This window comes from Polaromonas sp. (assembly GCF_029945925.1).
Taxonomy (GTDB): Bacteria; Pseudomonadota; Gammaproteobacteria; order Burkholderiales; family Burkholderiaceae_C; genus Polaromonas.
The window spans coordinates 1-21,481 of sequence record NZ_JAQSDN010000031.1 but is presented as its reverse complement, the minus strand read 5'-3'; the positions used below and the strand labels follow the sequence as shown (position 1 = coordinate 21,481).

Sequence of the window (21,481 nt, the reverse complement as noted above, 5' to 3'; positions counted from 1 at the left end):
TGGTTTTTCATCTCTTCATTGACACGTTGCCATGTTCCAATCCACAGGTAAAACCAATCCGCAGGAGTCACCGCTATGAAAAATCCGAGTTTTTGGTGCGCAGCCATTCTTCTGGCTGCCGTGAGCCACGCCAGCCAGGCACAAATCCTGATCGGTCAGACCGCAGGATTTACCGGCCCCGTGGGTGCCGGCGTGAAAGAAACCACAGACGGTGCCAAGCTCTATATCGATGCCGTCAATGCCAAGGGCGGCGTCAACGGACAGAAGATTGAACTGGTCTCGCTCGACGACAAGTTCGACCCCAAGCTGGCCGGCGAAAATGCCCGCAAGCTGATCGAGGAACAGAACGTGGCCGCCATGTTCCTGACCCGCGGTACGCCTCACACGGAAGCCATTCTTCCTCTCCTCGAAAAACACGGCGTACCGCTGATCGGCCCATCCACCGGCGCCATGGTGCTGCACCAGCCGGTCAAGAAACACGTGTTCAACGTGCGCGCCACCTACCAGCGTGAGGCCGAAAAAGCCGTCAGCCACCTGAACTCGATGGGCATCACGCGCATCGGCCTGGTTTATGCCGACGACAGCTTCGGTGCCGACGGCGTGGCCGGCGCCCAAAAAGGCTTCGCTGCCGCCAAGCTGCAGCCTGCGGTGCTGGAGAAATTCAACCGCAGCAAGCCCGATTTCGGGCCGATCGCTCCCAAGGTTGTCCAGTCCAATGCACAGGCCATCATCATGGTGGCCTCCGGCCAGGCGGTGGTCGATGGTTTGAAGGCTTTTCGCGCAGCCGGCTCCGCGGCGCAGATCGTGACGCTGTCCAACAATGCATCGACCGGCTTCATCAAAAGCCTGGGCGACAATGCGCGCGGCGTGATCGTGACCCAGGTCTTTCCTTACGAACGCTCCATCGCCTACGGCATGGTCAAGGAAGCCCAGGAGTTGTCCAAGGCCAAAGGCACTGGCGACATCAGCCCGGCCATGCTCGAAGGGTTTGCCGCTGCCAAGGTTCTGGTCGAAGGGCTGAAACGGGCCGGCGCCAAACCAACGCGCGAAAAAATCCAGGCCGCCCTGGAAACCATACGCAAGTTCGATATCGGCGGGCTGGAAGTGAACTACTCCCCCGAGGACCACACCGGACTCGACTTCGCCGATCTGTCCATCATTGGCACAGACGGGAAATTCAGGCGCTAGAACACCCCCGGGCCCTCAGCCCTTGAGGGCCTGTTCCAGCTCGCTGCACTTGCCGGCCCCGACGGCGTCCCTGATTTTTGGAAGCAACGCAAGCAGGGCCTCGACATCGGCCGCTCCTTCGACGGCCAGGTTCAACCTGAAACCCCGGAGCCCCAGCGCCCCCGTTAGCTGCGCAGCGAGCGGGTAGGCTTTCTTGTAGCGATCATTGGCAGCATCGCTGCCCTCCTGCCGGGCCACCACGGCGGCCGCATGCGCGGTCGCAGCAGCAGCCTTCTCCATTGACTGCTGGCTGGGTGTGAGAAAGCCCAGCTCCACCAGTTCAACCAGCTCTGCCGGCGTCACACCCAGGCCCGCCGTCGCCTCCAGCACCTGCGAAACGGAACGTTTGCCGTCAAACAGGATGAAGGCGGAGCGCTGTCGGGGCGTCAGCAGGGACCGGTCTTTCAAGGCCTGCTGTCCGGCCTCGGTCTTCGCATAAATCATGACGCTGGTCCGGTGCGGAGGGCCGACTAGGGCCTGTTCACACTATTGATGCGAGTGCGAACGTGGTGAAAACAGCGCCAATCTAGGCGCGCGACGACGCTCAGCCTGGGCGGCTGGGCTAGGAGTGCAACGACGAGTGGCGTTGTTTTAACCACGTTCCCTCCGGGTTGCGGCCAAAAAGGCCATGCGCAGCGTTGCAAAGCCTTGCCGGGCGCCAGCCCGGCTGCATTTTGCGCCTCGCGCATGGCCTTTTTGACTCGCAACGCATCTTGTATCAATAGTGTGAACAGGCCCTAGCGTGCAGGCGCGGACGCGGCCGACGCGGCGGCTGAAGCAGCCGATGCCGGCGGCGGGGCTTCATGCGTGACCTCGATGCCATGCTTTTCGCCCCCCATGTCAATGTCTCCGCCCTTGCTCAGGATGAAGATGGCCAGACCTGCAAAGACCACAAATGCGAGTGCAATTTTCCACATGCTATTTCTCCAGAAAAAAACCCCCGGCAACACGGGGGTTTATAAAAAACTTGTTTGGTGGTTCTGCCCGGGAATCAGGCAGAACCACAGGGCTGACATTCCCGGGGATCAGTCGTCAGCGTAGATGTCAACGTCCTTGGTTTCCTTGATGAACAAGGTGCCAATCACGACGGTCATGCCGGCAATGATGATCGGATACCACAAGCCGTTGTACATGTTGCCTGTCTGCGCCACGATGGCAAAGGCCGTGGTGGGCAGCAAGCCGCCAAACCAGCCATTGCCGATGTGGTACGGCAGGCTCATGGATGTGTAGCGGATACGCGTGGGGAACAGTTCCACCAGCATGGCCGCGATCGGGCCGTAGACCATGGTCACGAGCAGCACCAGGTAAGTCAGGATGGCAATCACCATGAACTTGTCCACCTTGGCCGGGTCGGCCTTGGTCGGGTAACCGGCAGCCTTCAGGTCGTCAGCCACCAGCTTCTTGAACGCGACGTCCTTCTTCTTGGCTTCATCCGCAGGCAGGCCTTTGGAAGAATAGCTGGAGATGACCGTTTCGCCGATCTTGATGGTGGCGGGTACGCCAGCGGCGCCAGGTGCGTTCTCATAACTCACCGATGCACCGGCAAGCACCTGCTTGGCGATGTCGCAGGAGCTGGTGAACTTCGCCGTGCCGGTCGGGTTGAACTGGAACGAACATTCGCTCGCGTCAGCCGTCACGACGACCTTGTTCTTGGCCTGTGCAGCAGCAAGATCCGGGTTGGCGGCTTTGGTCAGCGCGGTGAACACCGGGAAGTAGGTCAGCGCGGCCAGCAGGCAACCGGCCATGATGATGGGCTTGCGGCCGATCTTGTCCGACAGCGAGCCGAAAACGACGAAGAAAGGCGTGCCGATCAGCAGCGAAACAGCGACAAAAATGTTGGCAGTGGCGCCGTCCACCTTGAGCGATTGCGTCAGGAAAAACAGGGCATAGAACTGGCCCGAATACCAGACCACCGCCTGGCCGGCGGTCAGGCCGATCAGCGCCAGGATGACGATCTTCAGGTTTTTCCACTGGCCGAAGGATTCGGACAAAGGTGCCTTGGAGGTCTTGCCTTCGGCCTTCATTTTGGTGAAGGCCGGCGACTCGTTCATGCTCAGCCGGATGTACACCGACACGCCCAGCAGCAGGATGGACACCAGGAAAGGAATGCGCCAGCCCCAGTCGGCAAAGGCCGCTTCGCCGAGCACGGTACGCGTCCCGAGAATCACCATCAGCGACAGGAACAGGCCCAGCGTGGCCGTGGTCTGGATCCACGAGGTATAGGCACCGCGCTTGCCGTGAGGCGAGTGCTCCGCCACATAAACGGCGGCACCACCGTACTCGCCACCGAGCGCCAGGCCCTGCAACATGCGAAGCGCAATCAGAATCACGGGTGCCGCGACGCCGATGGTCGCGTAGTTGGGCAGCAGGCCGACGATGAAGGTCGACAGGCCCATGATCAGGATGGTGATCAGGAAGGTGTATTTGCGGCCGATCATGTCGCCGAGACGGCCGAACACCAGTGCGCCGAACGGACGCACGATGAAACCGGCCGCAAACGCGAGCAGGGCAAAAATGAAGGCCGAGCCTTCATCGAGTCCGCTGAAGAACTGCTTGGCAATGATGGCTGCCAGGGAGCCGTAGAGGTAAAAGTCATACCATTCGAAAACAGTGCCGAGTGACGAGGCGAAGATGACTTTCTTCTCCTCGGCGCTCATCGGCCTGGGGGCGGCTGCAGTTGCCATGATCTTGTCTCCAAAAAATAAAGGCCCTCGACATGAGGGCTTGCGCAATTATTTTTGGAGTGACTGACCCAGCTCTGACGCGAAACCAACAGGAGCTTGCGCCAAACTTATCGTCCCCTGACAAGTCAAGGGAAAACCCCCGGAGAAATGTTCGGTAGACGGAGAGTGCCGGGCGGCAGGCTATTTCCGGCGCGGGACGCCCGTCGCAAGCTGACTGGCCGCATCCCAGTCCGGGCCGTCAAACCAGGCATCACCAAGCAGAAAAGCCCGCAGCATGGGCAGCGCATCCAGACCCCAGAACAGCTTGCCGTCCACCGCGAGCGCGGGCACACCAAACACACCCTGCGCGATGGCCTCGTCGCTGTGCGCCTTCAACTGCGCTTTCACATCTGCACCGTCGATATCGCGTTGTGGCGCCAGTGACGCCGCCAGTGCGGCGAGCCGCTGCGGATCGGCCGCCTCCAGCCCGGTCTGCCACACGTGACGAAACAGGGTCTCGCAGACATAACGGTTGGGCGTGCCGTGTGCATCGCAGGCCACGGCCAGGCGCAGCAGGCCCAGCGGATTGAACGGATGACTGGCAGGCAGTTGCAGCCTGATGCCATGCTGGTGCGCCAGCCACAACACCTGGCGGTAAGTCCAGTCGCGCTTGCCGGGGATTTCTGCGGGACCGAGCTGTCCATGGTGCTTGAGCAGGCCGGCAAACAGCAGTGGCTTGTAGGTCACGCTGTAGCTGAGACCCTTCAGGGCCTCGGGCAGCTTCTCGAAAGCCAGGTAGGCGTAAGGCGAGATGAAGTCGAGGTAGAAGGTGATGTGTTTCATGGCACGCTCGCCGGGATGGATGTAGGGAGGAAGGTGTCCGTCAGGCTTGCAGCGCGGCCATGCGCTGCTCGATCAGGGTCCAGACCGCACGCTTGCCCGCATCCGTCGCCCCGCTCCAGCCGGCAATTTCGTCGCGGGTCCGAAAGCAGCCCTCACACCAGCCGCTGACCGCGTCCATGCGGCACACCGAAATGCAGGGTGAAGGAAGGTTTTCGGTCTCCCCCCTTATTTCACGGGAGCGGGCCGCTACCAAAAAAATAGCGCGTTGCTGCGCGGCCTGTTCCTGAACCGGGTCCACCGCCACGTCGGCCACAGGCGCGCCGGTGAGGGCGACGAGCTCCTGCGGGCTGAGTTTGAACACGCCATGCGGGTGGCCGGCCGCCGCCCAGACCTCTTCAAAACGGAACAGGCTCTGGTCGATCAGCGTGACGGGCGGTGTGGCATGCGCCAGCGGCGAAACGCCGCCTATCGAAAAGCCGGTGCGGGTTTTGACGAACTCCGCATCCGCACGGCCCAGCCGTTTGCCATCGGGGCAGACCAGGGCTTCGACCTTGCGCTCGTCGACCCGCTGGTCGCCGGCGGTGATGACCAGCACCGCCGCGTCATCGGACTTGCGGCGAAAGATGATGCTTTTGGCGATCTGGCCCAGGGCGATACCCAGGGCATCGGCCGCCTGCTGAGCGGTGCGTGCCGCGCCGTCCAGCATCACCGGCGAATGCGGATGGCCCCTGGCCTGCAGTTCCGCGGCAACGCGCTGCACACCTTCAGGCAGCACCTTGAGCTCATCACCACACATCATCCCAACCTCTTGTTCAGCAATGCGGTGGCCGCACGCGAGTTCGGTTTGCGCTCCAGGTAGTCGCTGATGAACTTGCCGGCATCGATCAGCTTGTCGAGGTCGATGCCGGTGTCTATGCCCATGCCCTGCAGCATGTAGACCACGTCTTCGGTCGCCACATTGCCGGTTGCACCCTTGGCATACGGGCAGCCGCCCAGGCCGGCCGACGAGGTGTCGTAGTTCCAGATGCCCATTTCGAGGCAGATCAGCGTGTTGCCGAGGGCCTGGCCATAGGTGTCGTGAAAGTGCCCCGACACCTCGTCGATCGCGTAGTGTTTCAGCGCGGCTTCCATCGCGCGCCGGACCTTCAGCGGCGTGCCCACGCCAATCGTGTCGGCCACACCGATGTGCTGCACACCAATGTCCTTGAGCAGGCGTGCCACCATCTCGACACGTGCCGGTGCAACCTCGCCCTCGTAAGGGCAGCCCACGGCGCAGGAAATCGCGCCGCGCACGCGAATGTTGTGCGCCCGGGCCGCCTCGGCCACGGGACGGAACCGCTCAATGCTTTCAGCGATGGAGCAATTGATGTTGCGCTGGCTGAAGGCCTCGCTGGCAGCGGCAAACACGACGATTTCATCGGGGTTGGACAACACGGCGGCCTCGAAACCCTTCATGTTGGGCGTCAGTACCGAATAACGCACACCGGGCTTGCGCGTGATGCCGGCCATGACCTCGGCGGCGTCCGCCATTTGCGGCACCCATTTGGGCGACACAAAACTGGTGACTTCAATTTCAGTGAGGCCGGCGTCCTGCAGGCGGTGCACCAGCTCGATCTTGACGGCGGCGGGCACCTGCGCTTTTTCGTTCTGCAGGCCGTCGCGCGGACCGACATCGATAATTTTGACTTTGGAGGGGTATTTCATGGGGGCACGTTCCTGAGGTAGGGGCAGAAATCTAGGCGCAATGGGCGACCGTAGGACTTCCAGTCAAGCAGGGGCCGCGGGTCTGGCTTTGCCAGCCCGCAGGCGCAGCGGCCCCTTCGGGGGGCAGGGAGCTACACGCAGTGAGCGACCGTGGGGGCAACATGACTAGTATCCTTTTTTCGGGTCAACCACACCGGCAAGGCTGGCAATCGGCTGCCCCGCCTGAAGCGCCGCGATCTTGCCCGCAATCTGCGCAATGCTTTCCTCCCGCAGGGTCCGCGCCGAGGTGTGCGGTGTGACGGTGATGAGGGGGTGTTTCCAGAAAGGGTGGGCAGCCGGCAGCGGTTCGGTGCGAAAGACATCCAGCGTGGCGCCGGCCAAGTGGCCGCTGTCGAGCAGCGCCAGCAGGTCCTCGTCCACCAGATGCGTGCCGCGCGCCACATTGATGACGTAACCGCCGGGCCGCAATCTGGACAGCGTTTGCCGGTTCATGATGTCCTGCGTGTCAGGGGTCAGTGGCAACAGGCACACCAGCACGCGCGTGCCCGACAGGAAATCATCCATCCCGGCCTGCCCTGAAAAACACTGCACACCCGCTATCGTTTTGGCGGACCGGCTCCAGCCGAGCACCGGGTAGTCAAACTGCGCCAGCGCCTTGGCCACACGTTCGCCGAGCACGCCCAGGCCCATGACACCGACCGGGAAGTCCTTGCGCAGCCGTGGCTTGCGGTAGGACCATGTGCCCTGCTTCACATCGGCCTCGTAGCCGTCGAACTCGCGGAAATGCCTGATCACCGCATGGCACACATACTCGGCCATCTGCACCGACATGCCGGCATCGTCCAGCCGTACCACGGCCGCCTGGGGCGGCAGACGCAGCTTCATCAGCGCATCCACGCCCGCCCCGATATTGAACAAGGCCTTGAGCTGGGGTTGCTCGTCCAGAAACTGCTGGGGCGGCGCCCAGACCACCGCATAGTCCGCCGGCGAAGAGCCCGGCACCCACTGTTCAACGTGATCGGCCGGAAAGGCGGCACGCAATCCGGCCAGCCAGGGCTCGGCCTTGGTATCGGTACAACAAAAGGAAATTTTCATGCCGTGATTGTGCCGCGGGTGCGCGCTGTGTCGGCAACAGGGGCAGGAACCAGCGTCCCTAGGCAACCATCTTGAGCAGTTCCGCGCCCTCGGTGACCTGGTCGCCGGGCGCGTACAACACCTCCTGCACCACACCGTCGGCCGGTGCTGCAATCGTGTGTTCCATCTTCATGGCTTCCATCACGGCCAGCGCCTGGCCCTTGCTCACCTTGTCGCCCGCCTTCACGGCAAACGACACGACCTTGCCCGGCATGGGTGCGGTCAGGCGGCCGGCTTCGCCATGGGCTTCGCCGGCATGTGCGAGCTGGTCGATCACCGTGATCTGCGTGGCGCCCTGCCGGGCGAACACATGCACGGTTTCGCCGCGCCGATAGATGTGCGCGTTGAGCCGCTGCTCGCCAAAGCGGATGTCCACCGCGCCACCGCTGCCGGCAAACACCAGCACCTCCTCCACATCGCCGACGGCCAGGCGCAGCGCACCGTCGTGCAGATAAGTCAGCTCGGCTTTCGCAGGCTCGCCATGGAACTCGAATTCGAAGCGCCGCAGCGCCACCCCGTGCGAGCGCCAGCCGTCACGTTTGCTGAAGGGGTCGGCCGTTTCCTGCGCTTTTTCTTCCAGCAGACTCAGGGCCACGGCGGCGGCGGCCGCCAGGGGCAAACCGAGTTTTTCCTGGTTGAACAGCACCGCTTCTTCACGCGGAATCAGCGCGGTGTCCAGATCGGCCTGGGCAAACGAGCGGCTTTGCACCACATGGCGCAAAAACTGCACATTGGTACTCAGGCCCACGATGTGCAATTGCGCCAGTGCTTCGTCCAAACGTGCCAGCGCCTGTTCGCGGTTGTCGCCATGCACGATCAGCTTGGCGATCATCGAGTCGTAATACGGCGAGATCGCATCCCCTTCGCGCACGCCGGCATCCACACGCACCAGGCCACGCTCGAACGAGACCGAGGGCGGCAGGCCGTAAACATGCAGCGTGCCGGTGGCGGGCAGGAAGTTGTTGTCGGGATTTTCGGCGCAGATGCGCGCCTCGATCGCATGGCCGTGGATGCGCAGCTGGTCCTGCGCCAGCGGCAGCTTTTCACCGGAAGCCACACGCAACTGCCACTCCACCAGGTCCAGCCCGGTGATCGCTTCGGTCACCGGGTGCTCCACCTGCAGGCGGGTGTTCATTTCCATGAAGAAGAAGTTCATCGTGCCGTCGGGGCGCTGCTCGACAATGAATTCCACCGTGCCGGCACCGACATAGTTGACCGCACGTGCCGCGGCCACTGCGGCTTCCCCCATCTCGCGGCGCATCGCTTCGGTCATGCCGGGCGCCGGCGCTTCTTCCAGCACCTTCTGGTGCCGGCGCTGCACCGAGCAGTCGCGTTCGAACAGGTACACATAGTTGCCGTGGGTGTCGCCAAACACCTGGATCTCGATGTGGCGCGGGCGCTGCGCATACTTCTCCACCAGCACCGCGTCGTCGCCAAAACTGCTGATGGCTTCGCGCTTGCAGGACGCCAGCGCGGCCGCGAAGTCTTCCGACTTCTCCACCGCACGCATGCCCTTGCCGCCGCCGCCGGCGCTGGCCTTGATCAGCACCGGGTAACCAATGCTGTCGGCTTCGCGCTGGAGCAGCGCCGGGTCCTGGTCGCTGCCGTGGTAACCGGGCACCAGCGGCACGCCGGCTTTTTCCATCAGTTGTTTGGACTCGGCCTTCAGGCCCATGGCCTTGATGGCCGAGGCCGGCGGGCCGATGAAGACCAGCCCCGCCTCACCGCAGGCCTGGGCAAACTCCTCGTTCTCGCTGAGGAAACCGTAACCCGGGTGAATCGCCTCGGCGCCGGTGGCTTTCGCCGCGGCAATGATTTTTTCCCAGCGCAGGTAGCTGTCCTTGGGCGCGCTGCCGCCGATGTGGATGGCCTCGTCGCACACACTCACATGTTTGGCGCCGGCATCGGCATCGGAATACACGGCGACGGTCTGGATCGCCATGCGCCTGGCGGTGGCGGCCACCCTGCAGGCGATTTCACCGCGGTTGGCGATCAGTATTTTCTTAAACATAGTGGGTTCCCGCGGTGAAATCGCCTGCGCACGCTTCACGTGCCAGGCAATGTAGCTTCGCTGCTGCGCCGCTTTGCGGCTGGTCACCACGATTGGCAATCAGAATTTTTTTAAACATGTCAGTCGTTCTTTGAAAAAGGAGATTTGAGGGTGAAGGCAGGAGGAGGCCCGGTATCGGGCTTGCCGCTGAAAATGCGGGCCACACGGGCAAACAGCTGCGTCAGGAAGCGCCAGCAGAGGCGGATCAGCCACACGCTGGCCACCAGCACGAGCAGCAGCACGACCACAAACACCAGCGGGTGCGCAATCGCCAGCCACAGGCCCAGCGGCACCATGCTGTCTTCCACCAGTGAAGCCCCCACGTTGCTGAAGGGTTCGGGCGAGGTGTTGATGGCCGCGCGGGCCGTCGCCTTGGCGGTGTGGCTGGTGGCTGCCAGCGTGCCACCCGCCAGCGCCGCAAGCAGCGCCATCAGGCCGCTGTCGGCACCGAACACACCTGCCGCCAGGGCCGCGCCGGCGGGGATTCGGATCATGGTGTGCACCACGTCCCACAGCGAATCCAGCCCCGGAATCTTGTCCGCGAAAAATTCGACAAACACCATGAAGCCGCTGGCGCCCAGCACCACCGGATGGGCCAGCAGATGCAGACCGGGCGGCAGCGTGATCCAGCCCATGAAACCGGCCAGGCCGGTCAGCAGCACCACCAGGTACAGGCGCACACCGCTGGCCCAGCCGAGCGCGCCGGCGAGAGCAATGAGTTGTGCGGTATCCATGGTTTGCATCGCAATACCCTCCTATTGCCACACGACAAAGTCATCGACCGAATACAGCCGGCACTCGCCCTTGCTGTGGCGCTGGCAGTTGTGCAGCGCCCGTTTCAGCGGGTCTTCGCCCCCGTCGGCCCAGCCCCAGGCGCCGTCGGGGCCAATGGCAAACGCGCGAGGAATCATTTTCATCAGATAAGCCTGGTATCCCGCACGGCCTGCGCTTTTGACATGCGGCAGCTTGATGACATTTTCCAGCGCGGCAAAATCCGTTTCCGGCGGAAGGGGCGTCAGTCCGGCCGTTCCGTATTTGGCAAATTTCGCCTGTCGCTCGCTCGGCAGCCCCACGGCGGCCAGCAGGCGGCTGACTTCGGGCTGCCAGACCGGTTGGCCGGCACGCGATCCAAACAGGTGGTGCGCATCGCTTCCGAACTCGCCGAAAGCCACCAGCCTGGCCTGGCCGCCCGCTGCCGTGTACTGGGCGTGCATGGCGCGATAGGTGTGGGTGCTGAAGTAGCTGTCGTTGTCACCATAAAACCAGAGCGACGGCAGGCGGGTGTCCCGGGCATAACGACCGGCGCCAAGCGCCAGGGCCTGCTCCCAGCCCGGGCACTTTTCCTGGCGCAGGCCGCCGGCAAAGTTGACCAGCGCCTTGACGCCGGGATAGGCTTGCGACCCAAAGGCCAGCGTGGTCCAGCCGCCGTGGGACTGGCCCAGCACGACGATGTTGCCCTTGTCTGCCCACGGCTGCGCCGTCACGTAGTCGAGCGCGGCCTTCACGTCGCCGGCATGCGCCAGGCCATTGCCTTCGACATCGCATCCGGCCCCGGCATAGTTGCCGCCTGAGTTTGAGAACCCCTGCCGCATCGGGACAATGACCGCGTAACCGCGCTGCAGAAAGTAGCGGGCAGCGATCGCCGGGCGATAACGCGCCTGCTCACGCGCCTTGCCATAGGCCTTGCCGTGGTTGATGATCGCCACGGGGAAAGGCCCCGCGCCTTCGGGTTTGTAAACCGTGGTTTCCAGTGCAATCGCAGGCGAACCGGCTTTGGGAATCTGCACCACCGTCTCGTTGAGCGAAGCATCCAGGTCGCCGGACTGCGCCGCGGCCGGGGACAGCGCGGCCCCCAGCAGTGCAGCAACAAGAAACAGCGTCTTCAGGTTCATGGTCCGTGCACCGCGGCTTCAGGCCGACGGCAGCCAGTTGGGCTTGCGTTTTTGCAGGAAGGACTGCACGCCTTCGCGGCCTTCCGGGCTGACGCGGATGTCGGCAATGCCTTCCACCGTCATCTGCACCAGCGCTGGGGTGATGGCCTGCTCCGCCACATCCTGCACCAGCTTTTTGCACAGGCGCACTGCCTGCGGGCCGGCGTTGACCAGCGTTTTCACCAGCTCGGCCACCTTGCTGTCGAGCTCGTCAGCACTCACCACCTCATGCACAAACCCGATGCGCAAGGCCTCCGCCGCGCTGAAACGTTCGGCGGTCAGGAAGTAGCGGTGCGCCGCCCGCGCGCCCATGGCGCGAATCACATACGGGCTGATGGTCGCGGGAATCAGGCCCAGCTTCACTTCACTGAGGCAATAGCCGGCCGTGTCGCTAGAGACCGCGATGTCACAGGCCGCCACCAGGCCGGTGCCGCCGGCATACACGTCGCCCTGCACACGCGCGATGGTCGGTTTGGGGCAGGCATAAATCACGCGCAGCATTTCAGCCAGCGCGCCGGCATCGGCGAGGTTTTCCTCGCGCGAATAGGTGGCCATGCGTTTCATCCAGTTCAGGTCGGCCCCGGCACAGAAGGCCGTGCCGTTGGCCGCCAACACGATGCAGCGCACGTCACCACGCGCACCGAGATCCTGAAAACACGCGGTCATCTCGGCGATGACTTCGTCGTTGAACGCGTTGCGAACGTCGGGGCGATTGAGGGTGACGGTGGCCACGCCCCCGTTGCAGGCCAGTTGCAGGTGTTCCATCATTTCTTCCTCAATACCTTTTTGCTACTTCTTCCAGCATCACTTCCGTCGCGCCGCCGCCGATGGCCAGCACGCGTGCATCGCGCCACAGGCGCTCGATGGCGGTTTCGCGGATGAAGCCCATGCCGCCATGGAACTGCTGGCAGGTCTGCACCACCTCGTTGACCAGTTCGCCGGTCAGCGCCTTGAGCATGGAGACATCCTGCACGATGTCGTGGCCCTGCGTGACGCGCCAGGCACAGTGGTACATGAAGGCGCGTGCGGCACGCGTCTTCGCGTCCAGCATGGCCAGGCGCTGGCGGATCACCTGCTGGTCCCACAGCGGGCCGCCGAAGGCCTGGCGCTGGCGCACATAGTCGAGCGTGAGCTTGAGCGCCTGCTGGCAATGGCCGACCGCCATCGCGCCCAGCGCAATGCGTTCGGTCTGGAAGTTTTTCATGACCGAATAAAAACCCTTGCCCTCCTCGCCCAGCAAATTCCAGGCAGGAATGCGCACGTTGTCGAAAATCAGTTCGGCGGTGTCGGACGACAGCCAGCCGGTTTTCTTGAGCGCACGGCCGACGGTGAAGCCCGGCGTGCCTTTCTCGACGATGAACATCGAGATGTCGCGCTTGCCCGGGCCGGTCTTGGCGGCGACGAAGTACAGGTCGGCGTGCACCCCGTTGGTGATGAACATCTTGGTGCCGTTGATGACCCAGTCGTCGCCATCCCTTTTTGCCGTGCTGCGGATACCCGCCACGTCGGAGCCGGCGCCCGGCTCGGTGATGCCGACGGCGGTGATCAGCTCGCCGGTGATCACCTTCTTCAGGTACTTGTCTTTTTGCGCCGCATTGCCCGCATGGTGCAAATGCGGGCTGGCCATGTCGGTGTGGACCAGCACGGTGATGATGAAGCCGGCAAAGGTGGACTGCGACAGCGCCTCGGCAAACACCAGGTTGGTCATCGCGTCGCTGTCGGCGCCGCCGTATTTTTCTTCGTACATCAGGCCGAACAGGCCGGCCTGGCCCATGCGCTTGAGGACTTCGCGCGGCACAAAGCCCTGTTCTTCCCAGGCGGCGGCGTGCGGCTCCACCTCTTTGGCGATGAAGCGGGCGATCTGGTCGCGCAGGGATTCGTACTCGGGCGTGTCGTAAATGGAGGCGTTGGACATTTTTGCCTTGTTCTGAAAAATTTTCTATTTCCCCACCGTTCGCGTTGAGCTTGGTCTGTCCTGAGCTTGCCGAAGGGTCGAAACGCCTTCGACAAGCTCAGGCCGAACGGGAGAGGCAAGGAGGATCACATGTGCCTCACATGCGGAACACGCCGAACTTCGGCTCTGGAATCGGTGCGTTCAGGCTGGCGCGCAGGCCCAGCGCCAGCACGCGGCGCGTGTCGGCAGGGTCGATCACGCCGTCGTCCCAGAGCCGCGCGCTGGAGTAATACGGGTGCGACTGGTGCTCGAACTGGTCCAGCATCGGCTGCTTGAAGGCTTTTTCTTCCTCGGCGCTCCAGCTGCCGCCTTTGGCCTCGATCGCGTCGCGCCGCACGCTGGCCAGCACGGAAGAAGCCTGCTCGCCGCCCATGACGCAGATGCGTGCGTTCGGCCACATCCATAAAAAGCGCGGGCTGTAGGCGCGGCCGCACATGCCGTAGTTGCCGGCGCCGAAGCTGCCGCCGATGATGATGGTGAACTTGGGCACCTGGGCGGTGGCCACGGCCATCACCATCTTGGCGCCGTGGCGCGCAATGCCTTCGGCCTCGTACTTGCGGCCCACCATGAAGCCGGTGATGTTCTGCAGAAACACCAGCGGGATCTTGCGCTGGCAGCACAGCTCGATGAAGTGCGCGCCCTTTTGCGCCGACTCGCTGAACAGGATGCCGTTGTTGGCAATGATGCCGACCGGCATGCCTTCAATGTGCGCAAAACCCGTCACCAGCGTGGCGCCGAAGCGCGCCTTGAACTCGTCGAACTCGCTGCCGTCCACGATGCGGGCAATGATTTCGCGCACGTCGTAAGGTTTGCGGGTGTCGGTGGGCACCACGCCGTAAACCTCGTCTGCTGCAAATTCAGGAGCACGTGGCGCACGGCTGGCAAGGACTTCAGGCACTTTTCTATTAAAATTTACGTTCAGGTTGGCCACCGCCGAGCGGGCCAGCGCCAGCGCGTGGGCGTCGTTCTGCGCCAGGTAGTCGGCCACGCCGGACAGCCGCGTGTGCACGTCGCCGCCGCCCAGGTCTTCGGCGGTGACGATCTCGCCGGTGGCGGCTTTCACCAGCGGCGGGCCGCCCAAAAAGATGGTGCCCTGGTTCTTGACGATGATGGTTTCGTCGCTCATGGCCGGCACATAGGCGCCGCCGGCCGTGCAGCTGCCCATGACCACGGCGATCTGCGCAATGCCCTGCGCGCTCATGTTGGCCTGGTTGTAGAAGATGCGGCCGAAATGGTCGCGGTCGGGAAACACCTCATCCTGGTTGGGCAGATTGGCTCCGCCCGAATCCACCAGGTAAATGCAGGGCAGGCGGTTTTGCTGCGCCACTTCCTGCGCGCGTAAATGCTTTTTGACCGTCATCGGGTAGTAGGTGCCGCCCTTCACCGTTGCGTCGTTGCAGACGATCATGCAGTCCACACCCTTGACGCGGCCTATGCCGGTGATCACGCCGGCGCAGGGGGCGCTGTCGCTGCCGTCGCGGTCGGGGTACATGGCCAGCGCCGCCAGGGGGGCCAGTTCCAGAAAGGGTGTGCCCGGGTCCAGCAGCATCTGCACCCGCTCACGCGGCGGCAGCTTGCCGCGTGCCACGTGTTTGGCCCGGGCCGCTTCACCGCCGCCGGCAGCGGCCTTGGCCACCTGCAGCTTCAGGTCGTCCACCAGCGCGCGCATGGCAGCGGCATTGGCCTGAAAGTCGGCCGAGCGGGCATTGAGTTTGGTTTCCAGAACTGGCATGTGTCTCCTCGAGTCGTACGGCGCGATTTGGTGCGGGCTGGATGGGCATCCGTTCGGGCTGAGCCTGTCGAAGGATCGAAGCCAACCAGGCGCCAGGCCACACCTTACCGCCAATACCGCAGCTTAGGCGCAAAAGCCGCCAGACGGCCGCCACACAGGTTGCAAATCGTGCCAGCTTGCGCCAAACTTGGCCCATGTCCGTCCGCCCCCCGCCCGCCACCCCGGCCCAGCCGGCTGCCGCCACCCCCATGGCCTTTGCACGGGTGATGGTGGCGGCGTACGAACTTTACGGTCGCAGCCCCGCCAACGCCCTGAAGCTGGCACAGATCACGCCATCCCGGCTGCAGCAGCCGGAGGCCCGCATCACCGCGCGCCAGATGGAGGTGTTGTCCGGCACGGCCATGCAGGAGCTCGACGACGAAGCCCTGGGCGCTTTCTCAAGAAAACTGCCCTGGGGCAGCTACGGCATGCTGGCCCGCGCCTCGCTCAGCGCGCCCGACCTGGGCGTGGCCCTCAAACGCTGGTGCCGCCACCACGCCCTGCTGGCCGACGACATTGCCCTGAAGCTGGTCGTCACCGGCGACAGCGCCGCCATCACGATCGAGGAGCGCACCGACCTGGCCCGGCATGGCCAAGGCGCGCGCGAGTTCTGCCTGGTGCACGTGCTGCGCAACATCCACGGCCTGGCCTGCTGGTACATCGACTCCCGCATTGCGCTGCAGGGCGCGCGCTTCCCGTTTGCCGCACCGCCACATGCCGACGCCTATGGGCTGATGTTTCCCGGCCCGATACGTTTTGATGCCGCGCAGGCCGAAATCCGCTTCGACGCGCGTTACCTCGCCCTGCCCCTGCGCCGCGACGAAAAAACCCTGCAGCAAATGCTGCAGCGCGCCCTGCCGCTGACGGTGCTGCAATACCGGCGCGACCGCCTGCTGGTGCAGCAGGTGCGGCAGGTGCTGGCCGCCCACCCCGACCAGGCGCACAACGCCGACGGGGTGGCGGCACTGCTGAACATCTCGGCGCGCACGCTGCACCGCCAACTGAAGGAAGAAGGCGCGAACCTGCAGCAACTGAAAGACGAGGTGCGCTGCGACCGCGCGAAAGACCTGCTGTACCGCAGCGACAAACCGGTCAAACAGGTGGCCGCGGCGGTGGGTTTTCTGAACGAAAAGAGTTTTACCCGGACCTTTCGCGCATGGACGGGCACGAGTCCGGGGGAGTTTCGCAAGGGCTTTATGGGGTGAGCAGCGTGCCGGCCAACGGCGCAGGCAGCCCGGCGGTTTAACGCTTGGTTCAGGGCCTGGTTCAGGGCCTGTAAACGCTATTTCCCCAAACAGGGGTAAAATACCCCCGTTGCTGCAATTTAGCTTTCCTTTGCAGCAGCGCCAGTCTGACACGGTCCACGGCACCTCACATGCCGCACCGCACCATTTTGGCCGGTAATACCGGCCCTCCCGGTCGTCAAACTCCCCCAGCGGCGAGCTTCACCCCGGTCTCTTTTCCTCCCCTGACCGAATTTTTTGACATAAGTCAGTGACCGGATTGATCTTCGGCTGATTGGCGCCCAGTCCTACAGCACGCATGCCCTCGGGCATGCGATTATTTCGTTGACCGGTTTTCTAACCAGAACCGTCATACCCGCTTCGCTCATTTGATTCAAACGTGCAAGCTTTTTTGAAAGGTCCCAAAATGGGCAAGAAACTTTACGTCGGCAACCTCTCCTACTCGGTGAACGACGACTCCCTGCAACAACACTTCTCTGAATTTGGCGCGATCACCTCCGCCAAAGTCATGATGGACCGCGACAGCGGCCGTTCCAAGGGCTTCGGCTTTGTGGAAATGTCCAGCGACGCAGAAGCCCAGGCAGCCATCAGCGGCATGAACGGCAAGTCCGTTGATGGCCGTGACATGGTGGTCAATGAGGCCCGTCCGATGGAGCCACGTACCGGCGGCTTCGGCGGCGGCGGTGGTGGTCGTCGTGAAGGCGGCGGCGGCGGTGGCGGCTACGGTGGTGGCGGCGGCGGCTACGGTGGCGGCGGCGGCGGTGGCCGCAACAGCTACTAAGCTCTCCTTCTCCATTGAAAAAAACCGGCTTTTGGGCCGGTTTTTTTTCGCCTGTCCGCTGCCGGATCAGCCCGCTAGTGCTGCAACCTGGAAGTATCGGAACAAGATGAAAGTGATGGATTCGTGCCCAGGGCAAGGCGCAAGCCGCAGTGAAGGCTGTGCGCCTTCGCAAGGGTTGCAACGCTGCCATGGGTGCGAAGACGCGCTTTCATGTTTCGATATTTTCGGGTTGCAGTACTAGACCCTTGTTGGGGTTGAGCAGGTACTTGGTGCCGGTGGCGCGCTGGCCGTACACCGCAATCTCTGCGGGTTGCAGCGCCTCGGTCAGCGAGATCTCTTTCGAATAACCGCTGGCAAAAGTGGTTTTCAGTTCGTCGGCCACCCGCTGGCGCAGGGCTTGCGCCGCCTCGGTACCGATGCGCTGCAAAAACGGAAACATCAGCCAGCCGCCCATGCCCCAGGCCATGCCGAAGTTGCGGACGAACTCGGTGGGGCTGGTGTCCAGGCCGCCGTAGACGTAAACCTGCTTGTGGGTGGTGGAGCCGTAGCGGCTGTACTCCTTGGCCGTGCGGTTCAGCGCCGCCTCCATGCAGCCGAGAATCTGCCCCGCCAGCTTGCCGCCGCCGGTGGCGTCAAAGGCCAGGGTGGCGCCGGTGGCCACCAGCGCCTGCGTCAGGTCTTCAATGAAGGTGGGTGCCGAGGCGTCGCACACATACACGGCGCCCTGCGACTTCAGCAGCGCCGCCTGTTCCGGCTTGCGCACGATGTTCACCAGGCCGATGCCGTCCTTGAGGCAGATCCGGTTGAGCATTTGCCCCAGGTTGGACGCCGCGGCGGTGTGCACCAGGGCGGTGTGGCCCTCGCGGCGCATGGTCTCCACCATGCCCAGCGCCGTCAGCGGGTTCACAAAACACGAGGCGCCCTCGGCCGGCGTGGTGCCCTCGGGCAGCAGCAGGCATTGCTCGGCCTTGACGCAGCGGTATTGCGCATACATCGCGCCGCCCAGCGTGGCCACCGTTTTGCCCAGCAGCGCCTGCGCGGCAGGTGCGCTGCCGGCGGACACCACCACACCCGCGCCTTCGTTGCCCACGGGCAGCGCCTGGCCCAGGCGGCCTGCCATGGCTTTCATGGCCGCCGGGGGAATCTGCATCGTGACCACGGGGTGGGTGGCCGTTCCTGACAGCTTCGCGGTACGGATGTCGCCCGCGCCGAACAGCAGGCCAATATCGGACGGGTTGATGGGGGTGGCCGCTATGCGCACCACCACTTCATCGGCGGCAGGGGTGGGCGTGGGCACGCTGACCAGCGAGATCTCCAGCAGACCTTCGGGTTTGACGAGGGATTGCAGTTGCAGGCCGGTGGGGGTGGGGGGTGTTGTCTTCGTCGTCATGGTTATCTCCGTTGATTCAAATACATCTCTATCTCTATCAGCTGCCAGCAAACACGTCCTGGTAACTCGCCCGCAAATCCCGCTTCAGCAGCTTGCCGCTGGGGTTTTTCGGCAGCGTGTCGGTGAACACAATCGCCTTGGGTGCCTTGAAGTTGGCAATGTGCTCACTGCAATGCGCCAGCACCTGCTGCTCGGTCAGCGCCTGGCCGGCCTTGACCACAATCACCGCCACCACGGCCTCCACCCACTTGGGGTGCGGTACGCCGACCACCGCCACTTCCGATACGGCGCCCAGGCGGTAAATCATTTCTTCCACCTCGCGGCTGGCCACGTTTTCGCCACCGGTCTTGATCATGTCCTTCTTGCGGTCCACCACGGTGATGAACCCTTCGTCGTCGATGGTGGCCAGGTCGCCGGAATGGAACCAGCCGCCCTGGAAGGCGGCCCTGGTTTTCTCCTCGTCGCGAAAGTAGCCCAGCATCAGGTGCGGCGAGCGGTGCACGATCTCGCCGACCGCGCCGGGCGCCACGTCGTTCATGGCGTCGTCCACCACACGCGTTTCCACATTGAGCACGGCGCGCCCGCAGGAGCCGGGCTTGCGCAGTTGGTCGTCGGGGCCCAGCATGGTCGCCAGCGGGGCGATCTCGGTCTGGCCGTAGAGGTTCCAGAAGCCCACGTCAGGCAGGCGCCGTGCCAGCTCGCGCAGCACCTCCACCGGCATGATGGACGCGCCGTAATAACCCTTGCGCAAGGTGGACAGGTCGGTGCCGTCGAACAAGGGTGAGCGCAGCAGCGCGATCCATACCGTGGGCGGCGCAAAGAAAGAGGTGATGTGGTGCTGCGCCATCAGCGGCAGCAGGTTGTCCGGTGTCGGTTTGGCGGTGATGATGCTGGTGGCGCCCACATAAATGGCCGGGCCGAAGAACACGTCGAGCTGCGCGCAGTGGTACAGCGGCAGCGCATGCAGCATCACGTCGCCATGGGCAATGCTGGCGTCCACCGCGCAGCTGGCGTACTGCGAGATCACCGCGTCGTGCGTCAGCATGGCGCCCTTGGGCATGGACTCGGTGCCGCTGGTGTAGACAATCTGCGCCAGGTCGGTGCTGCCCAGCGCCACCTCGGGCGGCGTGCCACGGGTGGCGGCCAGGTCGTCGAAAGAAACCATGCCCGACACGGGCTGCGAAGCGTCTTCCGAAGGCAGCCAGACAAATTGCGTGACGGCCGTGTCCAGCGCCGCGGCGCTGCGTGCCAGCTCGGCCAGGCCCGAGTCGGTGGCCAGCATCTGCGCCTCGGCATGGCGCAGGATGAAGGCCACCTCTTCGGCCTTGAGCATGAAGTTGATGGGCACCAGCACCGCGCCCAGCCGCGCCAGCGCAAACCGCATGGCCGCAAACCCGTGCGAGTTGCGCGCCAGCACCGCCACCCGGCTCGCGTGGCCCACACCCAGGCCCGCCAGCCCCGCCGCCACGCGGTCGACCACCGCATCAAACTCGGCAAAGGTCCAGCGTGTGTCGCCACAGATCAGGCCGGTCTTGCCCGGGTAACGTTTGGCGGTGCGGTGCAGCAGGTCGGCAATCGTTTGCCGGCGGATGGCGGGGTTCATGGGGTCTCCTTTTTTATTGATTCCAGACCCAAGTATCCGTCCATAAAGGCCTTGCCTGCAGCGGCCCGGGCTTGCGCAGAAAAGGGCATGACGGCGCGCCGCAAGTCCACTAGACTCGCCAGACACAAAAAAAACCAAGGAGACAAGATGCGCCACCTCTCGATTTTTAAACCCCTGCTGTCCGCCGCCCTCGGCCTTGCCGTCCTGTTCGGCGCCGCCACCGGCGCGCTGGCCCAGACCAAACCCAGGGTGACGGACGCCGGCGACAAGCCTGCCTCGGCCATCTACATCGGCAACAGCTTCTTCTATTACAACAACAGTCTGCACAACCATGTGGGGCAACTGATCCGGGAAGGCCAGCCCGGCTTTAGGCACCGCGCCAGCTCGGCCACCATCAGCGGCTCGGGCATGAACTGGCACGACGTGGACAGCTACTTCCGCCCCAACGCCGTCGGCTCGTATTCGTTTGGCGCCAACAACACCGTCAGCTTCAACAAGCTGGACCGCTTGTTCGACCTCGCCATCATGATGGACTGCAGCCAGTGCCCGCTGCACCCGCAGCTCAAGCCCCTGTTCCATGAGTACGCCAAGAAACACGCCGACACCGTGCGCAAACATGGCGCCAAACCGGTGTTCTTCATGTCGTGGGCGTACAAGGACGTGCCGTCGATGACGGCCGAACTCGCCGAGGCCTACACCCAGGCCGGCAACGACAACAACGCGCTGGTCATTCCGGCCGGCCTGGCTTTCGGCAAGTCGGTTGCGAAAATGCCGGAACTGAATCTGTACGTGGCCGACCTGCGCCACCCCAGCGTGGCCGGTAGCTACCTGGCCGCCTGCACCACGTATGCGACGCTGTTCAAGGCCTCACCGGTGGGCCTGAAGTACAGCGCCGGCCTGGACCCGGCGATTGCGAAACATCTGCAGACGGTGGCTTGGGAGACGGTGCAGGAGTATCTCAAGCCCTAGTGCGCCCTTGGAACCGTGAATAATATAAAAAAAAAGCCCGACATGATTCCATTTACCCGTCGTGAATTGTTACGTGCTTGGAACATGGCAACGGAGGCATCAACTAAATCGCCTCGAAACAATGTCCACCGTCTCTTGCTGTTTTACGCCGTAGAGTGCGGACTTAGGGCTACGCTGAATAAGCCCTGGCCAAAGAGCACCTTGCTGCGTTGACGGT

Annotated in this window: 20 protein-coding genes; 4 read left to right on the top strand and 16 right to left on the bottom strand. The window is 63.6% G+C overall.

The window, feature by feature from the left end; genetic code table 11:
* Nucleotides 1-75 precede the first annotated feature (75 nt).
* Nucleotides 76-1,188 carry an ABC transporter substrate-binding protein gene (locus PSV40_RS07385; protein ID WP_300536149.1) on the top strand — a complete coding sequence of 371 codons (1,113 nt, stop codon included), beginning with the start codon at nt 76-78 and terminating at the stop codon, nt 1,186-1,188.
* A gap of 15 nt (nt 1,189-1,203) precedes the next feature.
* Here PSV40_RS07385 and PSV40_RS07380 read toward each other — a convergent pair whose 3' ends face one another.
* The 14 genes from PSV40_RS07380 to PSV40_RS07315 all read right to left on the bottom strand — a co-directional run bounded on the left by PSV40_RS07380 (nt 1,204) and on the right by PSV40_RS07315 (nt 15,238).
* A complete protein-coding gene (locus tag PSV40_RS07380) occupies nt 1,204-1,671 on the bottom strand; it encodes a hypothetical protein (protein WP_300536147.1) in 468 nt (155 codons plus the stop codon).
* Nucleotides 1,672-1,964: 293 nt separating this feature from the next.
* On the bottom strand, nt 1,965-2,144 hold the full coding sequence (locus PSV40_RS07375; RefSeq protein WP_293594390.1) for a hypothetical protein: 180 nt from the start codon (nt 2,142-2,144) through the stop codon (nt 1,965-1,967).
* 108 nt (nt 2,145-2,252) lie between these two features.
* Nucleotides 2,253-3,911: an MFS transporter gene (locus PSV40_RS07370; protein ID WP_300536145.1), complete on the bottom strand. Its 1,659-nt coding sequence runs from the start codon at nt 3,909-3,911 to the stop codon at nt 2,253-2,255.
* Nucleotides 3,912-4,091: 180 nt separating this feature from the next.
* Complete coding sequence (locus PSV40_RS07365) at nt 4,092-4,733, bottom strand: 2-hydroxychromene-2-carboxylate isomerase (protein WP_300536143.1); 642 nt, start codon at nt 4,731-4,733, stop codon at nt 4,092-4,094.
* A gap of 40 nt (nt 4,734-4,773) precedes the next feature.
* The gene (locus PSV40_RS07360) at nt 4,774-5,532 is read right to left on the bottom strand and encodes a YbaK/EbsC family protein (RefSeq protein ID WP_300536141.1); all 759 of its coding nucleotides are present in this window, start codon (nt 5,530-5,532) and stop codon (nt 4,774-4,776) included.
* On the bottom strand, nt 5,529-6,437 hold the full coding sequence (locus PSV40_RS07355; protein WP_300536140.1) for a hydroxymethylglutaryl-CoA lyase: 909 nt from the start codon (nt 6,435-6,437) through the stop codon (nt 5,529-5,531). The genes PSV40_RS07360 and PSV40_RS07355 overlap by 4 nt, the downstream gene beginning before the upstream one ends.
* A gap of 165 nt (nt 6,438-6,602) precedes the next feature.
* On the bottom strand, nt 6,603-7,532 hold the full coding sequence (locus tag PSV40_RS07350; protein ID WP_300536139.1) for a glyoxylate/hydroxypyruvate reductase A: 930 nt from the start codon (nt 7,530-7,532) through the stop codon (nt 6,603-6,605).
* Between the two features lie 58 nt (nt 7,533-7,590).
* A complete protein-coding gene (locus PSV40_RS07345) occupies nt 7,591-9,582 on the bottom strand; it encodes an acetyl/propionyl/methylcrotonyl-CoA carboxylase subunit alpha (RefSeq protein ID WP_300536137.1) in 1,992 nt (663 codons plus the stop codon).
* Nucleotides 9,575-9,700 carry a hypothetical protein gene (locus PSV40_RS07340; RefSeq protein WP_300536136.1) on the bottom strand — a complete coding sequence of 42 codons (126 nt, stop codon included), beginning with the start codon at nt 9,698-9,700 and terminating at the stop codon, nt 9,575-9,577. Before PSV40_RS07340 ends, PSV40_RS07345 begins: the two co-directional genes overlap by 8 nt.
* Before the next feature lies 1 nt (nt 9,701).
* Nucleotides 9,702-10,364, bottom strand: a complete 663-nt coding sequence (locus tag PSV40_RS07335) for a DUF4126 domain-containing protein (protein WP_300536134.1) — start codon at nt 10,362-10,364, stop codon at nt 9,702-9,704.
* Nucleotides 10,365-10,376: 12 nt separating this feature from the next.
* Nucleotides 10,377-11,513, bottom strand: coding sequence for a CocE/NonD family hydrolase (locus PSV40_RS07330; protein WP_300536132.1), 1,137 nt, complete (start codon nt 11,511-11,513; stop codon nt 10,377-10,379).
* A gap of 18 nt (nt 11,514-11,531) precedes the next feature.
* Nucleotides 11,532-12,320: an enoyl-CoA hydratase/isomerase family protein gene (locus PSV40_RS07325; RefSeq protein WP_300536130.1), complete on the bottom strand. Its 789-nt coding sequence runs from the start codon at nt 12,318-12,320 to the stop codon at nt 11,532-11,534.
* A gap of 7 nt (nt 12,321-12,327) precedes the next feature.
* Nucleotides 12,328-13,467 carry an acyl-CoA dehydrogenase family protein gene (locus tag PSV40_RS07320; protein ID WP_300536128.1) on the bottom strand — a complete coding sequence of 380 codons (1,140 nt, stop codon included), beginning with the start codon at nt 13,465-13,467 and terminating at the stop codon, nt 12,328-12,330.
* 136 nt (nt 13,468-13,603) lie between these two features.
* The gene (locus tag PSV40_RS07315) at nt 13,604-15,238 is read right to left on the bottom strand and encodes a carboxyl transferase domain-containing protein (protein WP_300536126.1); all 1,635 of its coding nucleotides are present in this window, start codon (nt 15,236-15,238) and stop codon (nt 13,604-13,606) included.
* A 194-nt stretch (nt 15,239-15,432) separates the two neighbouring features.
* Here PSV40_RS07315 and PSV40_RS07310 point away from each other — a divergent pair, with 194 nt between their 5' ends.
* Both PSV40_RS07310 and PSV40_RS07305 read left to right on the top strand, forming a co-directional pair.
* Nucleotides 15,433-16,482 (top strand): AraC family transcriptional regulator, encoded by a 1,050-nt coding sequence (locus PSV40_RS07310; RefSeq protein WP_300536124.1) that lies wholly within the window; start codon nt 15,433-15,435, stop codon nt 16,480-16,482.
* Between the two features lie 445 nt (nt 16,483-16,927).
* Nucleotides 16,928-17,302, top strand: coding sequence for an RNA-binding protein (locus tag PSV40_RS07305; protein ID WP_300536122.1), 375 nt, complete (start codon nt 16,928-16,930; stop codon nt 17,300-17,302).
* Between the two features lie 208 nt (nt 17,303-17,510).
* On the opposite strand, the gene PSV40_RS07300 is transcribed toward PSV40_RS07305, so the two are convergent.
* Both PSV40_RS07300 and PSV40_RS07295 read right to left on the bottom strand, forming a co-directional pair.
* The gene (locus tag PSV40_RS07300) at nt 17,511-18,692 is read right to left on the bottom strand and encodes a zinc-binding dehydrogenase (protein ID WP_300536120.1); all 1,182 of its coding nucleotides are present in this window, start codon (nt 18,690-18,692) and stop codon (nt 17,511-17,513) included.
* 37 nt (nt 18,693-18,729) lie between these two features.
* Nucleotides 18,730-20,295 carry an acyl-CoA synthetase gene (locus tag PSV40_RS07295; protein WP_300536118.1) on the bottom strand — a complete coding sequence of 522 codons (1,566 nt, stop codon included), beginning with the start codon at nt 20,293-20,295 and terminating at the stop codon, nt 18,730-18,732.
* 147 nt (nt 20,296-20,442) lie between these two features.
* On the opposite strand from PSV40_RS07295, the gene PSV40_RS07290 reads away from it, so the two are divergent.
* The gene (locus PSV40_RS07290) at nt 20,443-21,264 is read left to right on the top strand and encodes a hypothetical protein (RefSeq protein WP_300536116.1); all 822 of its coding nucleotides are present in this window, start codon (nt 20,443-20,445) and stop codon (nt 21,262-21,264) included.
* Nucleotides 21,265-21,481 lie beyond the last annotated feature (217 nt).